Source organism: Fusicatenibacter saccharivorans, assembly GCF_027667425.1.
Lineage (GTDB): Bacteria > Bacillota > Clostridia > Lachnospirales > Lachnospiraceae > Fusicatenibacter > Fusicatenibacter saccharivorans.
This window is the reverse complement of record NZ_JAQEGR010000004.1, coordinates 33,437-58,200: the sequence shown is the minus strand read 5'-3', so window position 1 is coordinate 58,200 and position 24,764 is coordinate 33,437. Positions and strand designations below refer to the sequence as shown.

18 protein-coding genes are annotated in these 24,764 nt (G+C 47.9%); all 18 read right to left on the bottom strand.

Annotated features, from left to right (window positions below; translation table 11 throughout):
* The gene (locus PGS38_RS04760) at positions 1-255 is read right to left on the bottom strand and encodes a helix-turn-helix domain-containing protein (RefSeq protein WP_022462342.1); all 255 of its coding nucleotides are present in this window, start codon (positions 253-255) and stop codon (positions 1-3) included.
* Complete coding sequence (locus PGS38_RS04755; protein ID WP_118640332.1) at positions 255-1,454, bottom strand: PP-loop family protein; 1,200 nt, start codon at positions 1,452-1,454, stop codon at positions 255-257. The genes PGS38_RS04760 and PGS38_RS04755 overlap by 1 nt, the downstream gene beginning before the upstream one ends.
* A 138-nt stretch (positions 1,455-1,592) precedes the next feature.
* On the bottom strand, positions 1,593-3,029 hold the full coding sequence (locus PGS38_RS04750; RefSeq protein ID WP_158581772.1) for a lipopolysaccharide biosynthesis protein: 1,437 nt from the start codon (positions 3,027-3,029) through the stop codon (positions 1,593-1,595).
* A gap of 128 nt (positions 3,030-3,157) precedes the next feature.
* Positions 3,158-3,505: a hypothetical protein gene (locus PGS38_RS04745; RefSeq protein ID WP_055227906.1), complete on the bottom strand. Its 348-nt coding sequence runs from the start codon at positions 3,503-3,505 to the stop codon at positions 3,158-3,160.
* A complete protein-coding gene (locus PGS38_RS04740; RefSeq protein ID WP_055227905.1) occupies positions 3,477-5,045 on the bottom strand; it encodes a BCCT family transporter in 1,569 nt (522 codons plus the stop codon). The genes PGS38_RS04745 and PGS38_RS04740 overlap by 29 nt, the downstream gene beginning before the upstream one ends.
* On the bottom strand, positions 5,035-5,766 hold the full coding sequence (locus PGS38_RS04735) for an NTP transferase domain-containing protein (RefSeq protein WP_118640329.1): 732 nt from the start codon (positions 5,764-5,766) through the stop codon (positions 5,035-5,037). The genes PGS38_RS04740 and PGS38_RS04735 overlap by 11 nt, the downstream gene beginning before the upstream one ends.
* Positions 5,754-7,532 carry a phosphotransferase gene (locus PGS38_RS04730; protein ID WP_117760618.1) on the bottom strand — a complete coding sequence of 593 codons (1,779 nt, stop codon included), beginning with the start codon at positions 7,530-7,532 and terminating at the stop codon, positions 5,754-5,756. The genes PGS38_RS04735 and PGS38_RS04730 overlap by 13 nt, the downstream gene beginning before the upstream one ends.
* 409 nt (positions 7,533-7,941) lie before the next feature.
* Positions 7,942-9,384, bottom strand: coding sequence for a sugar transferase (locus PGS38_RS04725; RefSeq protein WP_117509402.1), 1,443 nt, complete (start codon positions 9,382-9,384; stop codon positions 7,942-7,944).
* A 264-nt stretch (positions 9,385-9,648) separates the two neighbouring features.
* Complete coding sequence (gene recO, locus PGS38_RS04720) at positions 9,649-10,392, bottom strand: DNA repair protein RecO (RefSeq protein WP_117509403.1); 744 nt, start codon at positions 10,390-10,392, stop codon at positions 9,649-9,651.
* Between the two features lie 25 nt (positions 10,393-10,417).
* Positions 10,418-11,335 (bottom strand): GTPase Era, encoded by a 918-nt coding sequence (gene era / locus PGS38_RS04715; protein WP_117509404.1) that lies wholly within the window; start codon positions 11,333-11,335, stop codon positions 10,418-10,420.
* Between the two features lie 19 nt (positions 11,336-11,354).
* Positions 11,355-14,270, bottom strand: coding sequence for an insulinase family protein (locus tag PGS38_RS04710; RefSeq protein ID WP_270475985.1), 2,916 nt, complete (start codon positions 14,268-14,270; stop codon positions 11,355-11,357).
* 104 nt (positions 14,271-14,374) lie between these two features.
* On the bottom strand, positions 14,375-15,340 hold the full coding sequence (locus PGS38_RS04705) for an SseB family protein (protein ID WP_158568537.1): 966 nt from the start codon (positions 15,338-15,340) through the stop codon (positions 14,375-14,377).
* Positions 15,341-15,566: 226 nt separating this feature from the next.
* On the bottom strand, positions 15,567-16,874 hold the full coding sequence (locus tag PGS38_RS04700) for a putative ABC transporter permease (RefSeq protein ID WP_270475984.1): 1,308 nt from the start codon (positions 16,872-16,874) through the stop codon (positions 15,567-15,569).
* A 30-nt stretch (positions 16,875-16,904) separates the two neighbouring features.
* A complete protein-coding gene (locus tag PGS38_RS04695; RefSeq protein ID WP_055227896.1) occupies positions 16,905-17,882 on the bottom strand; it encodes a hypothetical protein in 978 nt (325 codons plus the stop codon).
* A gap of 8 nt (positions 17,883-17,890) precedes the next feature.
* The gene (locus PGS38_RS04690) at positions 17,891-18,331 is read right to left on the bottom strand and encodes a DUF4869 domain-containing protein (RefSeq protein ID WP_055227895.1); all 441 of its coding nucleotides are present in this window, start codon (positions 18,329-18,331) and stop codon (positions 17,891-17,893) included.
* Positions 18,332-18,569: 238 nt separating this feature from the next.
* Positions 18,570-22,121 carry a pyruvate:ferredoxin (flavodoxin) oxidoreductase gene (nifJ, locus tag PGS38_RS04685; RefSeq protein WP_270475983.1) on the bottom strand — a complete coding sequence of 1,184 codons (3,552 nt, stop codon included), beginning with the start codon at positions 22,119-22,121 and terminating at the stop codon, positions 18,570-18,572.
* A 305-nt stretch (positions 22,122-22,426) separates the two neighbouring features.
* Entirely contained in the window at positions 22,427-24,241 is a 1,815-nt protein-coding gene (locus tag PGS38_RS04680) for an ABC-F family ATP-binding cassette domain-containing protein (protein ID WP_270475981.1), read from the bottom strand.
* On the bottom strand, positions 24,238-24,675 hold the full coding sequence (locus PGS38_RS04675) for a GatB/YqeY domain-containing protein (protein WP_055221697.1): 438 nt from the start codon (positions 24,673-24,675) through the stop codon (positions 24,238-24,240). The genes PGS38_RS04680 and PGS38_RS04675 overlap by 4 nt, the downstream gene beginning before the upstream one ends.
* Positions 24,676-24,764: the final 89 nt, after the last annotated feature.

Sequence of the window (24,764 nt, the reverse complement as noted above, 5' to 3'; positions counted from 1 at the left end):
TCACCTTCCGTATTTTCGCGGCTGATCGGAAACACCCGCGAGATAATCGAGACTGCAGTCATACAGCTTTGCCAGCGTAATCAGACAGTCCAACGGAATCTCACGGATGCCTTTTTCATACCGGTTGTAGGTGTCCGGGTGACTGAAAATCTTCCGCGCTGCCTGTGTCATCGAGTAACCGCGTTCCAGACGGAGCTCTTTCAGCCGGATCAGCATTTTCTCCCGCTCCGGCGTTTCTTCTATTTTTCTGTGCATTACTTTCCTTCTTTTTCCTGCTCCGTTTCCGCCGCTGCTTTTTCTGCCTCCGGCACATAACCCGGATTGTCGTCGTATCCTTCCAGGAAATTGTGGCGGATGCCGTGCTGCTTGTAGCCGACCACGGTGTCAATGTTGACATTTTCGACACTGCGGAAAATATTGCTCTCCACGAACGGATTCACCTTTTTCAGGTTTTTGATCAGTTCCTTGATCTCCACGCGTTTCGAACGATTCTCCTCGTTATTGCAGGTCGTGCAGGTATCGGTAAACTTGCAGGCACACTGGATGAAATGCAGACCGTTATAATCTCTCCACGCCTTGATATCATCCTCGCGCACCAGATACAGCGGGCGGATCAGCTCCATGCCCTCGAAGTGGATGCTGTGAAGCTTCGGCATCATCGTCTGCACCTGCGCACCGTAGAGCATTCCCATGAGGATCGTCTCGATGACATCATCGTAATGATGGCCGAGTGCAATCTTGTTGCAGCCGAGCTGCTGTGCAAAATGATACAGATGGCCGCGGCGCATTCTCGCGCAGAGGTAACACGGCGAATTTTCGACATGGTAAACCGAATCGAAAATATCGGTCTCGAAAATTGTGATCGGAATATGGAGGCTCTTTGCGTTATCCTCGATCACCTTGCGGTTCTCCGGGCTGTATCCCGGGTCCATGACAACGAATTTTACTTCGAAATCAAATTTATTGTGAAGCTTTAACTCCTGAAAGCATTTCGCCATCAACATCGAATCTTTTCCGCCGGAAATACAGACAGCAATTTTATCGCCCGGTTTTACCAGCTCGTATGTGTTGATCGCTTTCGTAAATTTGGACCAGATCGACTTTTTGAATTTTTTGCGGAGACTCTTCTCCACGTCTGCCGCCTTGTCCTGCTCCTCCGGCGCGCTCATCACATCCATCAGCCAGGCGATGTAACCGCCCTCCAGGCTCACAGCGTCCCAGCCCTTTTCCTGTAATTCTTCCGCCGCTGCGACACTGAACCGGCCGCGGCTGCAGCAGATAATCGTCTTTTTGCTCCGGTCAATCGCATCATTTGTCTCGATTTCTTCTGTCTTCATCACAAGCGCTCCCGGAATCGCGCCGTGGGAGATCTCTACCGCATCGCGGATATCGACGATCTGATAGCTTGACGGATCGAGCTCTTTTAGTTCTTTTATTGAAATACTGGTACTCATGTAATTTTTCCTTTTCTAATTTAAAATGCCTTACTTTTCTTCATTCTTTCATTGTATCGTTTTTTCTGTGACTGTCAAGAAAAAACGCGCAAAAACGGGGAGTCTCTGAACATTCGTTTCAAATCCTCCCCCACTTTTTTATTTTTTCCGAATATCCGCCATCGTCTTCAGCAGAAGTTCTTTCTTCCAGAAGACCAGCCCTGCACTTGCGAGCAGAATCGCGTAACGCAGGATTCTGTACGGGAAAATAAGATTGCAGATGATGCTTGCTCCAATCAGAAAAACGGAGCACGCCACAAGAAATCCTGGACTCATCAGATTTTCCTGGATTCCTTCGTTCACCAGAATCCGTTTGCTCACAATATAATGGCCGACCGAATACAGCATATAGCATGCCAGCGTCGTGTAACCGGCCGCGATGTAACCGAACAGGCGGATAAAAATAAAGTTCAGCACCACATTCGCTCCAGCCGCCGCCATGGATGCAGCCATCAGAAACTGTGTTTTTTCATAATAAAACTGCGGCATCGAGAGAATATTATAAATGAAGATAAAGAACACACTCGCTGCCACCGGCGGAATGACGTACACCGCCTCGCGGTACTTCGGTGATCCGAAAATCAGCACCAGCTCCGGGCTGATCAGCATCAGCGCCACGGCTATACCGACCACTACAACACTAAGAAGCTGCAGCACCTTCCGCATTGAACGGATGTCGCCCTTTTTGATCTTGCTGTACATCCACGGTGTCAATGCACTGTTCATACCGCTGATGAAAAGCTGCACCAGCATACCAATGCTGTACGCCAGCCCGTACAGCGCAACTTCCGTCTTTCCGACCATCTTGTCAATCATGATGCGATCGCCCTGATTCAGGATAATACCGGACAGATAATGCGGCACAATCGGAATTCCGATCCGCAGTGCGTAGCCCCAGTATTCCTTCGAAAAGAACTCTTTTCCTTTGCAGAACTGGAACACAATAATCGGCACGCAGATACAGATCTGCACTCCGACGATACCCAGGATCCTCATCATGGCCGTACCGCCGTTGATGCGGATCAGCACCAGGCTTGCAATCGGGTTCATCAGCGCCTGCAGAATCGTCACACAGACCAGAATCCGGTACCGATACTCAAACCGCTGCCGCCCCGACCAGTAAGAAAGCGCCGGACTCAGCAGCGCTTCCAAAAACATCAGCAAAATCATGGATTTCGGCAGATTTAAAATCTTCTCCCAGAAACCCGATGTAAAACAATACAATGCAAAAACCGCACCCGTAATCACAAGCGTCAGTCCCTGCATTGCAGATGTATATTCATCCCGCTGCTTCTCGTACTTTGCCATCGCATTGTCATAAACACCATTAAATAAATACAGCGATGTCATAATCGTCAAAATCTGCAGCCAAGACAGATAAACCGTATAGGTTCCGTACTCCTCGGTGCTCATCAGACGCGTGAAAATCGGAACTGTGATGAACGAAATGCCCTTCTGTAAGAAACTGCAGATCGTAAACCAAAGCGCCGCCTTCGCCTGGACGGAGAGAGAACGGTATTTTGAAGTAATGTTCATGTAAAATAGAACTCCTTGCTGTTGGTTATTTGCGTGTTTTATGTTAACACAAAATGGGGGGGACTGCAAGAGGAACATCCATTAAAAGCCCCCATGGTTGAACGCTTCCATTCAACCATGGGGGATTCTCACTGCTTTATGTGTTTCGATTCCCAAATGTCATAGGTATCCCTTCTTATTTTTAAATCTTTAATGGATACCCATTCATTTCCAGCCAGCATCGCTTCTTTCACACGATTCTCCAGAACCGTATACAATTCATACTCCGTTCCGCTGAACTCATCGCCTTCATCGGCCCCGTATGTATCAATCCCGGACTCATCCTGCTGTGGTTCCATGGGTTTAATATCGCCCGTCGGCAATGTAACATCCTCATTTTCGTCCGCAAACGCCTTTTGCGGCATCACAAAAATGGATGCCGCAAGCAGAAACAAAAATGCTGTCAGTTTAACGATTCTCTTTTTTCTCCTCTCCATGCGCTTTTCCTCCCTGCAATTCTTCTAAATACAGTTTTGCATCTTTTAAGAAGCTGACCGCAATCATCACGATCACAATGCCGATCGGAAATGCCGCTACGATACTGACAGACTGCAGACTGTTCATGGAACTCTCTGCAAAAAGAAGTGCAATCGGAAGCAGGATCAGCAGGATACACCACATCAGCTGAATTCCTTTTGCCGGCTCTTCGCCGTCTTCCAGTTTCCGGTAGCTGTAGCACGATGCCGTCAATGCGATCGAGTCGAACGATGTCGCATAAAATGCAACCATCGTAACTAATACAACAACCATAATCAGCGGTGCACACGGCATGGTTTTGATCATCGACACGATCAGATGATATAAATCTCCACTTTCATTATACTGCGAAATGAAATCAATTGCACCTGAAATCTGCTTTCCCATCGAATAATTTCCAAGAATAATAAAGCTGACAAGCGTGGAACCCACACCAAAACCGTATCCGCCGAGAATCGTCTGGCGCACGGTTCTTCCGCGGGAAATGCTGCCAATGAAGAACGGTGCTGCCACACACCATACCATCCAGTATGCCCAGTAATAAATGGTCCAGTTCTGTGGGAAGTTTGTCGTACGCATCGGGTCCGTATACGTTGATAAGCCGATAAAGTTCTGAATCATTTTTCCAAGAGAAGAAAATCCAGTTTCAATAATATACCGCGTCTCTCCCCCAAACAGCAGGACGAAGGCAAGGAGTCCGAAAAACAGATAAATGCACACCTTGGCCAGAATGCTGATTCCTTTGAATCCATGCAGAAGAGAATAGGTATAAACACAGCAGGTGATCAGAAGAATGATAATATTAATCACAGTTCTGCTGACTTCCATATGGAACAGCTCGCCGATGATTTCCGCCATCAGAGGAGTTGCCACACTAAAAGTGGTAGCAGTTCCGGCCAGCAATGCAAAGACAGCCAGAAGGTCAATCAGACGGCCGCCAATTCCATCTGTCTGTTTTCCCAGAATCGGACGGCACGCCTCGCTGTATTTCTGACGGTTTCGTTTTCTTACATGAAGCATAAAGCCAAACGCAACAGCCAGTACCAGATAGAATCCCCACGGGATAAAGCTCCAGTGAAACAGTGGAAATACGCCTGCCCAGTCCTGAATGCTGCCAAGTTCTGCGATGTGAGGATCTGTTGCGTACAAAATCCACTCAGAGAACGAATAAAACAGAATATCTGCTGCCAGACCACAGGTAAACATCATGCATCCCCATGCAAAAAAGGAATATTTTGGCTTCTCATCCGGCTTTCCAAGCACAATATTTCCGTATTTGGAGCCTGCCAGAAACAGAGACAGAAAGAAAATGCCAAGTCCGATGACCAGGTAATACGTTCCAAAGGTGTCTCCAAACAGAAATCGAATCTGGCCAAGTACCTGATTCGACTGCTCCGGTGCAAAGAAAAATACGATACATAGAGCAACGATCAGCGCCAGAGGCACCAGCGTAATCATCCAGTCGATTTCTTTTTTCTTCTGTTGGTTCTTACTGTTCATTTTCTTCCCTTTCTGCGTAATCCGCATACGATGCATCGAGTGCAACAAGCTCGCTGAAATTGTCTACTTCTATGATATCCTCTGCCTTCATTGGCCGGATGCCAAGCTGATACTCTTTCGGGTAGCAGAACATTGCCACATCGTCCCAGTAAATCTGACGGTTTTTCTTTACTTCAAACTCCTGCTCCAGATGGCCTTTTAACCGCTTTCCATCTTCTGCTGTCCATCGGGAAATGCTGTAGAGCTGCCAGCCGCCCTTTCCGCCGGTTCTGCTGCAGCCTGTCACAATGCCGTTTTCCACGGTCTGCAGCCACTCGTCGGTCTCATCATCCGTCCACACGCTGTTGTAACCGGATCGCTCAAACTCCGGTGCCAGAATTTCCGGATGATAGATGATCTGGTCACCGTCAAGAATAAACGCATTTTCCAGATGTTCCCGCGCCACATACAGCGATGCGATGTTGTTGCAGGTATCGTACCACGGATTGTCGATCAGCTTCAGACCCGGGTACTCCTCTTCCAGTGTCTGGAACTGTTCCTTGAGGTAACCGACTACCACGTAAATTTCTGTGATTCCGTTTTTGTGCAGTCCATCGATGACGGTATCAATCATCCGCACACCGTTTACCCGGACCAGCGGTTTTGGTGTTTTTAACGTTACCGGCTTCATCCGGTTTCCGAGGCCTGCCGCCATAATAATGGCGCGCTCTACTTTGTACATATTTCTTTTCCTTCCTCTCCCAGTTCCTGCTGGACAATTTTGTAATAATCTTTTGCGTAACGGTACTGCCGCAGGGAATATTCTCCGAATTCCACGCCTAATTTCCGTTTATATTCGCACCAGTTGCTCCAGAGCAGACCGCAGACTGCGATGTAGCAGTAGATTTTTATGCGTGTTCTGTCGTCACAGTTTCCTTCAAAATAAAGATCAATCAGATGGTCCACCTGCTCTTTTTTGTAGAGAGAATAGATACAGAACATCGCAATATCCACATGCGGATCCTGCATTCCGGCGTATTCCCAGTCGATCAGGCGGATCTCCTCTTTTCCGTTTTCTTCCACAAACAGAAAATTGTCCGGCACGGCATCAATGTGAGTGAGCACCCACTCTCCGGCATTTGCTTCGATGTAATCCTTTAACTGAAGCACATGCGCTTTCGTCTTTTCGTAATCTTTATATGCTGACGGAGTTCCTTCCCAGAGGCTTTCATAGTATTCCATCTGTCCGAACAGGTCGAAGGAATGGTCTACTCTTAATTTCTGCCCGTGAAACTCCCGCAGTTTCTTCATGCATTTCTGAAGATCTTCCTCATTTTCTGCATCGCAGACCCGCGCACCTTCGAGATATTCTGTGATTTTGTAGCCGTTCTCCGGGTTAATATAGGCAATCTCATCACAGATCCTGCGGCCGGCGATCGTCTGATATACAGCGGCTTCCTGCCTGCGGTTGATCAACTGATCGGTTCCCTCTCCCGGAATTCGCATAATGTATTTTTTATCTTTACAGGAGAATAAAAAGGATCGGTTTGTCATTCCTTTTTTCAGAACTGTAATGTTTGTCACTTCGTTCTGCTGTGCTCCAAGTGCTTCACAGATTACCTGAATCGCATCCGTCTGCAGCTGGCTGGAATCGCTGTCAATCTCACGCAGCTGCTCATAGGTATTGATTTCTACGGCATCGGCAGCATGTACAACACGGGCCGTCACAATCATTCTGTCTTTCCGGTATAAGGTTTCCTCCCAGAACGCTCCGTCGTATCGGGAATCTCTTCCCAGTTCTTCCAGACGCTCCCGCACGATCTCCGCTTCTGTTTCCAGCAGATAACAGATGCCGATCATCGCGTTTCCGCCTGCCTGTTCTTTCTGTACGACCAGCTCCTGCTTCCGGTTTACGCGGACGGTACTGTCATCATCCACCAGATCGCTGACCATGTACCAGGAATATAATTCGTTTCTGCTGTATGGATTCTTTTCACACCAGATATCACAGGGAATGATGTAGCTGTTTGATAAATGGGCTGCCGCCGTTTTCAGGGAATGCAGATTGTTTTTCGACACATAGTCCGGAGCGACGATCAATTCTACGCCGTATTCATCGATCAGATATTCATACTGCTCTTTCATAAATCCGACAACGACGTAAATCTCTGTAATGCCGACTTCATGAAGCTGACGGATTGTGCGCTCTATCAGCCGCTCTCCCTTGATTTCCAGAAGTCCTTTCGGTGTCTCTGTATTAATCGGAACCATCCGCATACCAAATCCGGCGGCAAGGATAATGGCGTTTTTCGGCGCTTTCTCTTTTGCCTCACGCAGTGTCTTTTCCGTCGGACGGATCTCTTCATCCAGGTAACCTTCTGAAATCAGTTCCTTGATCGAACGATTGACGATTCCAAGCGAATGGCCGGTCTGTGCGGCAAGGATACGCTGATTGATGAAGGGTTCTTTTATCAGGTTGTTCAATATATCTTGTTTTGAGTTGTTCATATACTTCCTTCTTTCATTTTTCATGAACTTTTGTTTTCGATTATACCATAACTTTATGACTTTTTCAATCCCCTGTGTGTTAGGATAGTTGTCAGTGAAAGATAATTACTTTTGTGGTAGTATATATGTGAACTTCCTATAAAATTAACTCTCATAAAATTCCTTTTAAAGTATGCTACAACTGGCTTAAAGCAAGAACATGTCGAAACGAGAGTTAATATTTCAGGAAGTTCACATAAAAAGGTCCAAATAATTAACATTATTTGGACCACCTGTCAAAGGAAGCCTTTTTCCTTTTCGCCGTCATCAGGACTTCTTTGCGCTTCCATTCATAAATTTTTCTTAAAATTTACCTTTATTTTACCACACTACTCCCAAAACTACAATATATCTCCATTTTTCATTTTTTTTACATAGAACCTTTCTGGCCTAATACAATCAGTACAGTTTTAAACAAAATCTTAATATCCAGCATAAAGGACCATTCTGAAATGTACTTCGTATCCAGTTTTACAACCTCTTCAAAATCTGTAATCTCGCTTCGTCCGCTTACCTGCCACATACCAGTCAGTCCCGGCTTGATTGCCAGTCTTGCTCTGTGATGGAGCTCATATTTCTCCCACTCATCCACTGTCGGCGGACGGGTTCCTACAAGGCTCATGTCGCCTTTTAACACATTGAAGAACTGCGGGAATTCATCCAGCGAGGTTTTGCGGATAAAGTTTCCGATTCCTTTGCCTGGTCCTTTTTCGCTTCCGATGACACGCGGGTCATTCTCCATTTTGAACATCAGACCATCGCTGACGCGGTTCTGTTTCATCAGTTCTTTTTTCCGCTCTTCCGCATCCATGTACATGCTACGGAACTTGTAAATTTTGAATTTTCTTCCGTTCTTTCCGACACGGTACTGTGAGAAGAAGATCGGGCCCGGAGACTTGATATAAATCGCAGGGGCAACGAACAGGAAGATGATTCCGGTCAGAATACATCCGGCAAGACCGCCGCAGATGTCCATGATTCGTTTCAGCACAAGCTGTCCTGCGCTTGCCATATTGATGCAGGTGGTGACCACGGTATAGTTGCCCATGCGCTCTACAGTCTGATTTTTTCCCTGCATTTCGTTCACGTCCGCAATTTTTACGTGGATCGTAATGCCCATCTCGGCGAATGCGTCGAATACTTTCTGCGGGATTTCTCTGCCTTCCGGCAGAACGATCAGCACTTCGTCGAACCACTCACGGCAGACATACTCAGCTGCATCTGCAAGGTTCGATACCACCGGTACGCCGTGGATTTTGTGTCCGGTTCTGTCCTGGTCTACGAGAACAACGCCAGTCGGACGAACGCCGATGTAATCGAAATCCAGCATGCTCTTTACAACGGACTGTGACTGTTTTTCGGTCGTGATGATCAGAAGCGAACGGCCGCTGTGTTCCCCGCTGCTGCGTTTCTTTACCACAGCCTTCCATCCGATGCGCATCAGATAGGAAAGCATTCCGTACAGAGCACCGGTCAGCATAATGGTTGCTCTGGAGAACTGATCTCCCTCCTGAATCAGGAACAGGTAGAATACACCAAGAACGATGATGTATACCATATTTTTTACAGTCATTCCGATTTCCACGAGGTATCCGCGCTTCATGACGTTTTTGAAGGAATCGTCAAAAAACATGATCATCAGCTGGATCAGAGCGAATACGATAGCCTCATTTCGGTAAATTGGGCTTCCATATGGCTTAAAACTGTGATGTCTTAAGAAATAACCCATGACGAAAGCCAGCTGAAGACAGATAATATCAAGAACCATAAAATCCAGATGCTTCAGCCATCCTGTGGATGATTTTTTGTACATACCTTTCTCCCCTGTCGTATTTTTTTCGCCGTACTCGTAACATTCTCTTGTTTCGCATAGTTTTTCTAGCTTTTATATTACCATTTTCACTAAAACCTTCTCATTTTTTCTGGTACTATGCATTTGCAATATCTTCTGTGACGAATACAGAACCATTTTTTTCTTTATTCCAAATATTCTATCCCATTTCTACTTATTTGTAAAGGTGTGGACACACTTTTGGACATAATTATTTCACATTTTTGCAAATTATTACATTTTATATTATTTCATCACATCCAGAATCTGTAATGTTTTCATCTTCTTTTCGACATAGCGATGGAGATATGCACGCAGCAATCGTTCCAGTTCGTCCAGGATCTCTTCATTTACGGTAAAACCATACAGCTTCGCGAGCGGTGCCGCAATGATATAGCGGCATGCCAGCACGGTGCCCGGCTGCAGCGGCCATGGATCTCTGATGGTTTTTCCACAGTTTGGGCAGTAGATGGCGCTGTCGCGCAGGGAGAAAACGGTCAGATTCTCTTTCGTGCCGCACTCCATGCAGGAGAACATCTGCGGTGCTTCTCCGCTGATTGTGATCGTCCGCAGTTCGAAGATGCACCGGATCAGGCGGAGGTCCTGTTTTCCGCTGCGGATGGCGTTCATCGTCACGTACAGAAGGTTCAGCATCTGGGTTTCATCGTTTCCTTCCTGGCCGAAATATTCGGCCAGTTCCAGAAAATAAAAGCCGTAATAAACGCCGGGCTGCATCTGCGCCAGGTCGAGGAAGTATTCTTTAATGTTTGCGCCGGAGAGGGTGTAGCTGTCACGGCCCTCGTAAACCTGAAACTCGCCGAAGACGAACGGATTGGAGACGGCCATCAGCGGGCTTTTCATGCGGCGGGCGCCGCGCGCGAAGGCGGTGATTTTGCCGAGCTCCCGGGTCAGGATCACGACGCGCTTGTCATACTCTCCGACCGGGGAGGCGGATAATACCATTCCGCTTACATTGATTGGTTCTCGCATGTTTCTTCCTTATTATAATGCAATATTATAAATCGAGTTTCTTTTTATCATATCCGAAGTTCTTCACGAGGAAATCGCTGTCGCGCCAGTCTTTTTTGACTTTGACCCAGAGCTTCAGGTTGACTTTCTGCTCCAGCATCTGCTCCAGCTCATACCGCGCGTTGCTTCCGATCTTCTTGAGCATCGCGCCCTGTTTTCCGATGATGATGCCCTTGTGGGAATCGCGCTCGCAGATGATGGTCGCATCAATATCAACGATTTTTCCGTTCGGGCGGTCTTTCATCTGGTCGATCACAACGGCGATGCCGTGCGGGATCTCTTCGTTTAAGGCGTACAGTGCTTTCTCGCGGATGATCTCAGCCACGATCTGGCGCATCGGCTGATCGGTGATGGTGTCCTCATCGTAGAACTGCGGGCCGTACGGCAGATATTTGAAGATGCTCGGAATGATGTCATCGGTGTTCTGATGGCGGAGTGCCGAGCACGGAATGATCTCGGCAAACTGGAACAGCTTGCGGTACGTATCGATGAATTCCAGGATTTTGTCTTTCTCCACGGTATCGGTCTTGTTGATAATGAGGAGGACCGGCGCATTGACTTTCTCCAGGATCTCTGCGATATGGCGCTCTCCTGCTCCGATGAAGTTGCTCGGCTCTACCAGCCAGAGAATCACATCGACTTCTTTTAACGTTTTCTCGGCTACATCGACCATGTACTCGCCGAGCTTATTTTTCGCCTTGTGGATACCCGGTGTGTCGAGGAACACGATCTGTCCCTCGTCACACGTATAAACGGTCTGGATGCGGTTGCGGGTGGTCTGCGGTTTCTTGGATGTAATCGCAATCTTCTGTCCGATCAGGTGGTTCATCAGCGTGGATTTTCCCACGTTCGGACGGCCGATCAGGGCTACAAAGCCGGATTTATAATTTGCATTGTTTTCCATTGCTGTCTCTTCTCCTCATTTATAAGTTCTCTACGTTCTTAAACAGTTCTTTCTCTTTCTGAATGGCTGCTTCGCTTCCGACAACGCAGATGTTGTTCTGTTTTAAGGCTGCATCTACAAGGTCTGCCAGTGCATGAATGTCATCCAGGGTTGCATCGAGGATCTGATCTCTCTCCTGCTGGAAGTCTGCTTCGGTGATGCCGTTGAACCATGCGCTCTCGGAGGTCTGGCCTTTTGCGGACGGGTTCATCGGGACGTCGAGTTCGCTGATCGTTCCGATGATGTATTTGGTCATCTGGCGCTCGTCTGCTTCGAAATTGCGCACGTAATCGCCGATACCGCGGTATACTTCAAGGGTTCTTCCGACGTTCGGGTCACGGTAGGAAGAAATGCACGCGTTTCCGCCTCTTCCGAAAGCTCCGCCGCAGCCGTAAGCGCCGCCTTTGACACGGATGTTGATCCACAGATAGTCATAGCTCAGCATGACACGCAGGATGCGCAGGGCTCCTGTGTAGTCGTAGCCTTCGCGCTCGAAGTTTCCACAGAGTGCCACGTACTGTACCTGGCCGGAGGTCTGGAAGGCTTCGTTTTTCTGTTCAAAGTCATACACAATGCTGCCCGGCTCCACTTCGTCGGTGTACAGATTCTCTTTGAATGCTGCGATTTTTTCTTCCAGCGGTGCGTAGCCTGTCTCGTCTGCGGTATAGGAGACGGTCAGATTCTCTTTGCGGAAGATGTATTTCATCAGGATCTGCAGATTTTTAATCAGTTCTGCTTTTTTCTCATCGAAGTTCTCGTCCAGATCTTTTAAGAGCTGGCAGAAGCCGATGCCTGCGATGCGGTCCTGGAAATTGCTCATCGGGGAGTAATAGGAAGCTGCACGCATCACAGCCGTTGCATTTCCGGCGGAAGACAGGCGGTTCTGCAGGCCGGATTTCATGCTGGAGATGATCTCGTGAAGACGTTTCTCGTCATCCAGGCGGGAGGTATTCAGGATTTCCTCGATCATTTTCATGACGAAATCCAGTTTGTCGTACAGGAATTTCGCGCGGATGCCGAACATTCTGCGGCAGTCGTCATCATTTTCCGGAATGCGGAATACCTGCAGTCCGCAGTTGATGCCGCCGGTCTGTGCATTGATCTCGTTGAACAGTTCGCCGTAGGTGTAGTGTTCGGTGTCCACATAGCCGAGAACGGATTTTAATACGCCCATGTACGGGATCAGATCGTTCGGCACATTTTTCGTATCAAACAGCAAGCTTAAGTAACCGATGCCGTTCGTGAATACGTTGTGATGAAGAACCGTCGTTCCATCGACTTCATGCTCGTCATTGTAAAGTTTGACAGACTCACGTTTGATATCGCTTCGTTTCAGGAGCGGAATCGTCTCGAGTGCTTCCTCGCTCTCCTCTTCTTCCTGATATGCTGCCAGCTCTTTGGTGTCAGCAATGATTTTCTCGATCTCTTCTTTTGACAGGCTCTCTTTGTATTTCTGCAGTTTTTCTGCGGTCTTTGCATCATTTTCTGCGGCAAGACCGGTCTTTGGAATGAGGGTCACGATGGAGGCATGGGTGTTGTCCAGCAGATACGTCTGGATCAGGTTTTCGAAATAGCCTTCTTTTGCCAGTTTTTTCAGCTCATCGTAGATCGCAAGCTGCTGCAGGTAGGCGAACGGTTTGTTCTCGTCATACAGCCAGCTGTCGAAGACGTCAATGCCGTACATCAGGCCCTTCGGGAAGCTGGAGAAGTCCGCCTCACGGAAACGGAATTCGAAATAGTTGATGCCTGCCTCGATGGCTTTCTGATCCATGCCGTTTTTCACGATATCCTCGAGGGTGCCGCGGATGATGGACAGGAATTTCTCTTTCTCATTTTCATCAGCGTTCTTGGCTACGATGGAGAAGAATGGCTGCAGGATGCCGTCCTCGTAGGAACCGTAAACATCTTTTCCGATGTGTGCGTCAAGGAGTGCCTGTTTGACCGGGGCTCCCGGTGCGTCAAGGAGTGCATACTCCAGAACGGAAAATGCCACGTTTAATTTTACATCCAGACCGCTGCCGATGACCATGTTGTAGGACAGGTACGCATTGTTTTCAAGCGGATCGCCATCGAGTACCGGGTACTCGTGTACAATGTCGAGGGTCTCTGCAAATGGTTTCTGATACGGAATTTCGGATTTTACTTCTTTTGCATTAAAATGGGACAGGTATTTTTCATCCATCCATGCCAGTTTTTCTTCCATATCCATGTTTCCGTACAGGTAGATATAGCTGTTGGACGGATGGTAATAGGTCTGATGGAAATTCAGGAAGTTTTCGTAGGTCAGGTTCGGGATGCAGGACGGATCTCCGCCGGATTCTACGCCGTACGGAGTGTCCGGGAACAGGGTGTTGAAGGTTTCACGCTCCAGGACATCGTCTGCGGAGGAGAAGGCTCCTTTCATCTCGTTGTATACAACACCGTTGTAGGTCAGCGGGCCGTCTTCGCTTTCCAGATGATAGCTCCAGCCTTCCTGCCGGAAGATTTCGTCGTGTTTGTAAATGTTCGGGTAGAATACGGCGTCCATGTAGACATGCATCAGGTTCTGGAAGTCGGCATCGTTGGTGCTGGCTACCGGGTACATGGTTTTATCCGGGTAGGTCATAGCATTTAAGAAGGTGTTCAGGGATCCTTTGACGAGTTCTACGAAGGGATCCTTTAACGGGAATTCGCGGGAGCCGCAGAGGACGCTGTGCTCGAGGATGTGGGCTACGCCGGTGCTGTCGGCCGGCGGGGTACGGAACGCGATGTTGAATACTTTGTTGTCATCCTCCGTCTCGAGAAGCAGCACGCGGGCTCCGCTTTTGTTGTGGCGAAGGAGGTAGCCATGTGCGTGGATATCATCAATCTGCTGTTCCTGCAGCAGGGTATAGGCTTTGCAATGTTCTGCGTTCATTTTTGTATATCCTTTCTTGTTTTTCTTTATTATTTCCGGTTTTATGCAGTCAAAAACGGACCGCAGTGCCCGTTTACTGGGATTTTCTGCGGCCCTGTCGGTTTTTATTCTTCGTGGTCTGTTTCTGCGTCGGTAGTTTCCGCCTCATCCACATGATCTTTTACTTCGTCATTTGCAGCATTGTTCTGCGCATTTCTCTGCGCCTGAGCTGCGGCAGCCTGTGCCATCATCGCCTCGAGATTCGGGCGGACACTCTGCGCCTGGGCTCCCATGATTCTCTGGAGCTGTTCTCTGGTCAACAGAAGGTTGAAGCCGGACGGGTTGATGACGAAGCCTTTGGCCTGTTTCATCAGGTACGGCAGAAGGTGCTGGAACGGGATGGCTGCCAGACGGAGTTTTGCCTGCGGATCCGGACGGAATTTCTGGAATTCACCAATATCGGAAAACAGCGGCTGAAAGATGTCTTCGTTCTGGTTTTTGATGTACGGGATGCGCACATCCGGTCCCGGGTTGGCCGGATCGAATTCGCCCTGTACCTGGGAGATGTCGATGGCAAGGATGAATTTACTTCGCATCAGATTGACGAGCATTTCCTCTTCCAGTTCACGCAGGTGCTGCATGCGTTCGGCATCGTCTCTTTTCTGATTTGGTTTGCGGAGCTCCTGCAGGAAATAGACTACAGTGAGCTGTACGCCAGGGTTGAGGACCGGAAGATGCTGTTTGTTCATTTTTTCCATGTCCGGTTTCGGGAAGATCTGCTCCAGCTCGATGCGGCGGGTCTGACCGCCTTCGTGGAAGATGACCATGTTGACACCTTCTGCGTAGAGGCCCATATAGAAGTTCGGCATCTGCTTGCGCAGTACTTTTACGGTAAGCAGCGGGGTGTTCTTCTCTACATAGGATTTTGCAAATTCTTTGGCTGCTTCTTCTTCGGTAAACATATATACCTGATCGTCAAAGGTTTCCGGATCACACTCTACGTATGGGAGTTTCGTGATCTGGGAAAATGTGACATAGATGATTTCCATGCTCTGAAATTTCTTCATTGTGAAGCTGTTGTCTACTGTCATTTGTGGTTGAGTCCTTTCTTCGCTCTTAGAGGATATGGTATCCCTAAAATATCTATGTGACATTATATCATACTTTTGGTGGGTTGCCAAAGGTTTTCTTTTGGGGTGACGGACCGCGCAGACCAAAGCTGTCGAAACGGGGCCTGACTTTGCATGACGGCGGGAGAGGGCTTTTTGTAGTCTGTAATTGGGGCGTGCAGACTACGGAAATGTTTTTTAACACATTCTAGTTAATCGCTTTGGCATTGGGGTAGATTTTTTCCATTCGGACGTCCGGGAAATGGGCATCTATGGTCTGCTCGATGGCATTAGCTGCAGGCTTTTGGTGGGCGCGTTCGTCGTATCGGGCGAGAGCAAGGGTAGATACGAGCATGTTGGCCACCATGAACACGATCAGGATCCAAGTGATGATTTTTCCGAATTTCATCGGGATTTTTTCAATCCAGCGCGAAATGACAGGATAGAATTTTTTGAGCCAGACGACGGCGGCTATTCCCCAGAAGAAACAGTACAGGAGGTTGATACGGCCTCCGAGGTTGAAGGGAATGTCGCTGTAGTCCCAGAAGACTTTTCCGAATACGATTTCGGTGAACACACTGCAGATGTATTCGTAGGCTCCGCCGAGGAAGGTACCAAAGGCAAACAGGAATCCATCGGAGCGGTCGCGGTAGTTGTAGAGGAACCAGGTAGCGAGGGCGATGGCCAGGCCCCAGACGATGCTGAACGGGCCCCAGACAAGGCTGCTGCGGCTCATCCAGACACCGGCGGTGATGCGGCAGAATATGGTTTCTGTAATATCGCCCAAAAATGCGCCGATGATGAAGAGAAGAACGATTTTGTAAAAGCTGCATCCTTCGGCAAATACGCCGGTTTCTGTTTTCTCTTTTTTCTCCGGAACTGGCTGTACGGCCGGATAGGCACGTTCCACACGACGCTCCAGATAGCGGTAAACACGGACAGAAAGGCGTCTGGTGAAGGCGTCGATCTGATCGTTCATAGCGCTGATCCGCGGCATTTTTTTCGTGATGTGGTGCAGAACAGCATAGGAACCGACGGCATCTACTACCAATATACCAAAGAGAATCCAGGATGTGATATGCAGGAAACCGGCCGGAATTAAATGAAGAACTGTAAAGCAGAGGCGATTGCCGATTTTCATGGCAAGCAGTCCTAAAATTCCCCATAGTACAGAATACTGAAGGCAGATATAGCCGTCCATGTTCCATTTTTTATTGGAATAGTCCCACCATTTGCCATGGCCAATGCGTTCCAGCGCGTGACCGGCCAGCCACTCGGCTGCGGTAGCGATAATCATACAGCCAAGGAACAAAAAGACGGGGCTTGACTGCAGTTCATACAGATAACGTGTCATAAAGACAGCTGTGATTCCATAGATGGCGCAGAGCGGACCATTTAAGAATCCTCTGTTTACCATATGTTTTTTCCGGATCGCGGCCACAGAAGTTTCCAGAAGCCATCCAAGGAAGGCGTAAAAGAAAAACAGGCCGAGATAGTCATAAATTGTATAGTTCATGTTCTTCTCTCTATTCTTTCATTATTTTTGCTATTTTAAGGATTTTATTTTCCACTGAATCCCTTGTATACTCTCCAGTATTTTGTTTTTATTTTTATCCTGCAAATAAGATGGATTTAATTTTGCTTTTTTATACTGCAAATATGTTCCTTCTGTTTTCTGAATCAGCAATTTTGTAAAATATTGTTCCCAGCTAAAAAACTCTGTGCTGTCGATATAATCTTCTGGATTTTCCAGAATTTTACGAACCTCTTTGTCCTGTAAAAGATCTGAATTTAAAATCAGCCATTCAAAAGACTCCGGTAAATATAAATGTACGTTCTGTTTTTCCTCTATTTTATTGCTGAGAAGATTCATTTCTGCTCCAATTGCAGCACCGTCCGCAATAATACAGGTTTCTTCTGTTCCTGCCTTGCCGATCATTTCCGGTATTTTTGTTTTTCCACCAGCGCTTTCACATGTAATATTCCTTTCTGCACATACATTTTCAAAAAATTGATACCCAGAATTGGAATCTTCCGTAATTATTTTTTGTACTCTAACAGGAAGCCGTGCTGTTTTGGGATAGATCTGATACATTTTCTGATATATTTTTCTGGTATCTCTGTATTTTCCGGAAACATGCAATCCATAAATCTCTTCTACACTATACGGCAAATTATATAAGTTTTCTCTCGTAATCAATACAAAATAATTTTCTGAACCCCGTATGGCAGAAGCAAATTCTTCTGTTTTTATAAAATAATTCTCCTCGTCTATGAAAAAGATGCTTTCCCGGCTGTTTTCCAAAATAATTTTCCAATTAACACCTTCCAGCACTCTGCACGGTACTTCACAGGAAACGTTGATTCCGCTGGACTCCCCTAAATTTTCTGCCTGCCGGATCATATTTACCAGTGTTGTTTTTCCTGATGCACTATCCCCCTGGATGATTGTAATATTACGCTTTATCACAAATTCATAATGAACTCTGTTATTTTGAATAATAACTCTTTTCTTTCCCTTCATACATCCACCTATACATAAGCCTCGGCAACATCTACAAATTCGGACATATTCCGCACAATAGTCCCTGTATTTAAAATCAGGATTTCAAAAGGATCTTTGCCAAACCGCATCACATGACGCAGATTAATCGTCAGATCCTTTTGCTCTCCTAATTTTAAAATCCATTTTGCACAATTATCTCCACATACGGAGGCATTAAAGATCTTTCCGTCTGTATCGTATGCCATCAGCAGCAACGTTTTGATTCCTCCGGATAAATCTTTCGGTGGAATCGGACCAAGCACCGGGCTGTCAATCAGATGCGCACTGATTACCTCCGAGCGATCCACATCGCGGATCATTTCTTTTGCCAGTGGCGTGGTCAGCCATTCATCTTCATAACAATTATCAAAATAGGTTGGCGGATGATAGATTGCACCTTTCATTTCTCCAAGATATATTTTCAACATAATAAAATTCCTCTCGCTAACGCTCATTATATCGTGATACGCACATTATACCATATCTCAAAGCCTTCTTGCGCAAAAATGTATCGTTTGTCAACATTTTCCGGGATAAAAATGTTGACAAACGATACAAAACTATTGCCAAATGTCGCTAATTCATTTTTTCTCCCAAAAAGAAAGAAGCCATACTCTCTCAAGTATGACTTCTCTCCTTTTTCAAATTCTTTTTAAGGAAAAAGAATTACTCTTCTTCTGCGCCGTACAGTTTTACGAGTTTGTTCAGGTAAGTGTAACGGTCTTTTGCTTCCTGCTCGTTCTTGCCGAACAGTCTTTCTGCTTTCGCCGGGTTTGCACGTTTCAGAGAGTTGTAACGTACCTCGCCGTTCAGGAATTCCTGATAATCTCCTGACGGAGCCTTGGAATCCAGTGTGAATGCGCTCTTGCCTTCTGCAGCGAGTGCCGGGTTGAAGCGGAAGCAATGCCAGTATCCGGTCTGAACAGCGAGCTGCTCCTCGGTCTGTGCTTTGCTCATACCTTTCTTGATACCATGGTTGATACACGGAGCGTAAGCGATAATGAGGGACGGTCCCGGATATGCCTCTGCCTCTGCGATTGCTTTGACTGCCTGATTGTAATCAGCGCCCATAGCGATCTGTGCTACGTATACATAGCCATAACTCATTGCGATGCTTGCCATATCTTTCTTCTTGGTTTCTTTACCGCCTGCTGCGAACTGTGCAACTGCACCGGTCGGAGTAGCTTTGGAGGACTGTCCGCCTGTGTTGGAGTAAACCTCGGTATCGAATACCATTACGTTGATATCTTTTCCGCTGGCAAGTACGTGGTCTACGCCGCCGAATCCGATATCGTAAGCCCATCCGTCACCACCGAAGATCCACTGGGATTTCTTAGCGAGGAAGTCTTTGTTCTTAACGATGTCTCTGCAAACGTCGCAGTCAGCGTCTTTGATTGCTTCTACAAGTTTCTCGGTTGCAGTTCCGTTGGTTGCGCCGCATTCAAAGGTATCCAGATACTCTTTGCATGCTGCTTTTACTTCTTCCGGAGCTTTCTCAGAGTTCATAACAGCTTCAACTTTGGCTTTCAGGCCGCCGCGGATTGCTTTCTGAGCAAGAAGCATACCATAACCGAACTCTGCGTTGTCCTCGAACAGGGAGTTGGACCATGCCGGGCCCTGTCCTTTCTCGTTTACGGTGTAAGGAGTGGACGGTGAGGAGTTGCCCCAGATAGAAGAGCATCCTGTTGCGTTTGCGATGTACATTCTGTCACCGAACAGCTGGGTGATCAGTTTTGCGTAAGGAGTCTCGCCGCAGCCTGCGCATGCGCCGGAGAACTCAAGCAGCGGTTTCTTGAACTGGCTGCCCTTTACGGTATTTTCTTTGAATTTTGCTACAACGTCGGTCTTCTCCGGGAGAGCTGCTGCATAGTCGAAGTATTTCTGCTCTGCTTCGTGTGCTGCAAGGCTTTCCATAGCCAGCGCTTTCACACCCTTCTTGCCCGGGCATACGTTTGCACAGGAACCACATCCGGTACAGTCAAGCTGGGAAATAGCCATTGTGAAGGTGTAGTCCGGCATACCGGTCATCGGCATGGTCTGGATGCCTTCCGGAGCTGCTGCTGCTTCTTCTGCGGTCATGGCAACCGGACGGATAACAGCGTGTGGGCAGACGAAGGAACATCTGTTACACTGGATACAGTTTTCCGGATTCCATACAGGTACGTTTACGGCGATACCACGTTTCTCGTATGCGGATGTGCCGGACGGAGTTGTTCCGTCTACGTAGTCTGCAAATGCGGATACAGGCAGGTTGTTTCCTTCCTGGGAAGTTACTTTTGCCTGGATGGTATTTACGAATTTAACAGCGTCAGCGCGGCCGCTCTCTGCATGAGTTGTGGTCAAACCTTCGTCTTCTGCATTTTTCCAGCTTTCCGGAACTGCAACTTCTTTGATCTGTTTTGCACCCTCATCGATAGCTGCCCAGTTCTTTGCTACGACATCATCACCTTTACGGCCATAGGTAGCTTTTGCTGCTGCTTTCATGAGTTCGATGGCTTTTTCTTCCGGAATGATCTTCGCAAGCTTGAAGAATGCAGACTGAAGAATGGTGTTGATACGGGTCGGTCCCATGCCGGTCTCGATACCGATCTTAACGCCGTCGATCACATAGAATTTGATGTTATGGTTTGCGATGAATGCTTTTACCTGACCTGGCAGATGCTCTTCCAGTCCTGCTTCATCCCATGGACAGTTCAGAAGGAAGGTTCCTCCGTCTACCAGCTCTTCTACCATGTGATATTTGTTCACATAGGAAGGATTGTGGCATGCAACAAAGTTTGCTTTGTGGATCAGGTATGTAGATTTGATCGGTTTCTTTCCGAAACGCAGGTGAGACATGGTTACACCGCCGGACTTTTTGGAGTCATAGTCGAAGTAAGCCTGTGCGTACATGTCTGTGTTGTCACCGATGATCTTGATGGAGTTCTTGTTTGCACCTACGGTACCGTCTGCGCCAAGTCCCCAGAATTTGCAGTTGATGGTTCCTTCCGGAGTTGTTACCAGAGGAGCGCCAACCGGCAGAGACAGATTGGTAACATCGTCTACGATACCAATGGTAAATCTCTGTTTCTCTGTATTTTCATATACAGCAACGATCTGAGCCGGTGTGGTGTCCTTGGAACCAAGTCCGTAACGACCTGTGAATACCGGTGTGCTCTCGAATCTGCTGCCTTTTAATGCTGCTACTACGTCCAGGTACAGAGGCTCGCCAAGAGATCCCGGCTCTTTTGTTCTGTCCAGAACGGAAATCTGTTTTACAGTCTCCGGAATTGCATTGATGAGTGCTTCTGCGGAGAACGGACGGTACAGACGTACCTTTACAACGCCGACTTTCTTGCCTGCTGCTACGAGGTAATCGATGGTCTCCTCGATGGTATCGCAGACAGAACCCATAGCGATGATTACGTGCTCAGCGTCTGCTGCTCCATAATAGTTGAACAGTTTGTAATCGGTTCCGATTTTCTCGTTTACTTTGTCCATGTACTCCTGTACGATTGCCGGAAGAGCATCATAGTACGGGTTACATGCTTCTCTTGCCTGGAAGAAGATATCCGGGTTCTGTGCGGATCCTCTCTGGCACGGATGGTTCGGGTTCAGGGCATGTTTACGGAATGCATCTACTGCATCCATATCTACCATGTCTTTCAGATCTTCGTAATCCCATGTCTCGATTTTCTGAATCTCGTGGGAGGTACGGAATCCGTCGAAGAAGTTGATAAATGGAACTTTGCCTTTCAGTGCTGCACAGTGTGCAACCGGTGTCAGGTCCATAACCTCCTGTACGCTGGATTCGCAGAGCATTGCGACTCCGGTCTGACGACAGGCGTAAACGTCTGAATGATCTCCGAAGATGGAAAGTGCGTGGCTTGCAAGGGCACGAGCGGATACGTTGAATACGCCCGGGAGCTGCTCGCCGGCAATTTTATAAAGGTTCGGGATCATCAGAAGAAGTCCCTGGGATGCGGTGTAGGTTGTAGTAAGAGCTCCGGCTGCCAGTGATCCGTGTACTGCACCTGCTGCTCCTGCCTCAGACTGCATCTCAGTTACCTGAACTTCCTGTCCGAAAATGTTCTTTCTTCCCTGGGTTGCCCACTCATCGGTATGCTCCGCCATAACGGATGAAGGGGTAATTGGGTAAATAGCTGCTACGTCGGTATACGCATAAGACGCATGTGCTGCAGCCTGGTTACCATCCATGGTTTTCATCTTTCTAGCCATTTGATTTTATCCTCCTTAAAAAATGATGACCAAAAATTACTTTGGCTTTTCTCAGGTTGGTGTTCTGCCGGGTTTCGGTTGCCTCCGCGCTTCGAAAAACCCGGATAAGGGCATGGCAATGCCACTATGTCCAGTGTTTGAATTATAACACCGATTGGGCATTCTGTCCAGATTTTCTGTGGGTGTTCAGGGAAAAATACAAGTTTTTTACAACTTCTGGTAATTCCGCGTCGAATTTCTCGATAAAAAAAAGAAGGAACGGCCCGCATATTTTTTCTCTTCTGCGGACAGTTCCTTTGCTTCTTTTATTTCTGATTCTGCGCCTCAATCTGTTCTGCGAGGTCGGTGAGATAAACCCATCTCTCGGTTTTTTCTTCCAGAGCAGCTTCGGTCCTCTCTTTTTCCGCCATCAGTTCGGCGAGCTTTGCAGAGTTGGTGGCGTTTTTGAGCATCTGATCGTCAAGCGATGCAATCTTTTCCTCGAGTGCGGCGATATCGTCATCGATGGTCTCGTACTCGCGCTGTTCTTTGAACGTAAATTTCAGGCGGGTCGGACGGTTCTGCTTCCAGTCATTGTTCTTTGACTTTGCAGGTTCGTCCGCGGACGTTTTGGACGGCGCTGCTTTTGCCGTTTCTTCCGCACTTCCGCCGAAACGGCGTTCTTTTGCTTCGAGGTAATCGGTGTAGCCGCCCTCGTACTGCAGAAGATTTCCGTTTCCGTCGAATTCAAAGATGCGGTCCACGACGTTATCCAGGAAATAGCGGTCGTGGGAAACGGTGATGACGATGCCGACGAACGTGTTCAGGAAATCCTCAAGCACGGTCAGGGTCGGGATATCAACGTTGTTGGACGGCTCGTCGAGGATCAGAACATTGGCGCCGCTCACCAGGACGGATAAGAGATACAGTCTCCGTTTTTCGCCTCCGGAGAGTTTGGAAATCGGGGTGTACTGCATATCCGGTGTGAACAGGAAGCGTTCGAGCATCTGCGATGCGCTGATGCGGCCGTCACGGGTCTGGACATACTCAGCGATATCTTTCACGTAGTCGATCACGCGCTGATTCGTATCCATGTCCGGCTCTTCCTGTGCCAGATAGCCGATGCGGATCGTGTCGCCGATTTCGATGGTTCCCGCATCCGGCAGGACTTCTCCGGTGATCATCCGCAGCATTGTGGATTTTCCGCAGCCGTTCGGGCCAATGATGCCGACACTCTGGTTCCGCAGGAAGATGTATTCGAAATCTTTCATCAGCGTTTTATCGCCGAAGGCTTTGCTGACGTTATGGAATTCAATCGTTTTCTTTCCCATGCGGGTCTCGACAGCATCCATCTCCACGACAGCGTCTGCGGTCGGTGCCGTGCCATTTTTGAGTACTTCGAGACGTTCGAGTCTTGCGCGCTGTTTTGTGCTTCTTGCGCGGCAGCCGCGTTTCGCCCATTCGAGTTCCATGCGCAGGATGCTCTGGCGTTTCCGTTCAGAGGCGAGTTCCATCTCCTCGCGCTCAGCTTTCAGTTCCAGAAAACGGGAATAGTTGGAATCGTAGCTGTACATTTTTCCGTGGCTGATTTCGAGGATGCGGTTCGACACTTTATCCAGGAAATAACGGTCATGGGTGACCATAAAGACGGTTCCGCGGTAATTTTTCAGGTAATTCTCGAGCCAGGAGAGCATCGCATTGTCGAGATGGTTTGTCGGCTCGTCGAGGATCAGGACGTCAAAATCGGACGCAAGCACTTTTGCCAGGGCAACCTTGCGGCGCTGGCCGCCCGAGAGAGTGTCGAGTTTTGCGTCGTATTCGGTGATACCGAGCTGTACAAGGTTGCTCTGCACCTGCCATTCCTCCTCATCACCGGAAAGGGCGTAGGACAGCACGGTGGCATCCTTTGGAAATTCCGGTGTCTGCGGAAGATAGGCCATTTTGAGGTTGTTCTGGCGGATAATCTGGCCGGAATCCGGGGTCTCCTCTCCTGCTGCCATGCGCAGCAGCGTGGATTTTCCGGTTCCGTTGATTCCGACGATGCCGACCTTGTCGCCCTCCTGCAGGCCGAAGGAAGCATCGTCAAAAATCAGTTTATCGCCGAACAGTTTGCTGATGTGTTCGATGTTGATGATATTCATTTGCACAGTTCTGCAACGGTCTGGTTGATGACTTTTCCGTCTGCTTTACCTTTCATATCTGCCATAACGGCCTTCATGATGGCACCTTTGTTCTTGGTTGCCAGAACGTCTGCGAATTTCTCCTGGATGTAGGCTTTGACTTCGTCTGCACTCATCTGTTTCGGTGCATACTCGCTGATGACGTCATAGCGGAACTGATACTCTGCTTTTAAGTCCTCACGGGATGCCGGGCAGGTATCGATCTGCTCTTTTACGGTCTTCAGCTCTTTTAAGATGACGCGGTCTACCAGCTCCGGTTTGATGTCATCGCGGCAGCCCTCGTCGATGGCTACTTTCTTTGCTGCGGAGATCAGGGAAGAGATGGCCTCTTTTCTCGCTTTGTCTTTGGCTTTCATTGCTGCTATCATATCACTTCTTAAAGTTTCTAATTCCATGGTGTTGTTCCTCCTGTACTAAATTTTGTCCGGTTTCAAGTATAACACTTCTCTTTTTGCTTTTCCAGTCACTTTGTAGGATAGCTCCC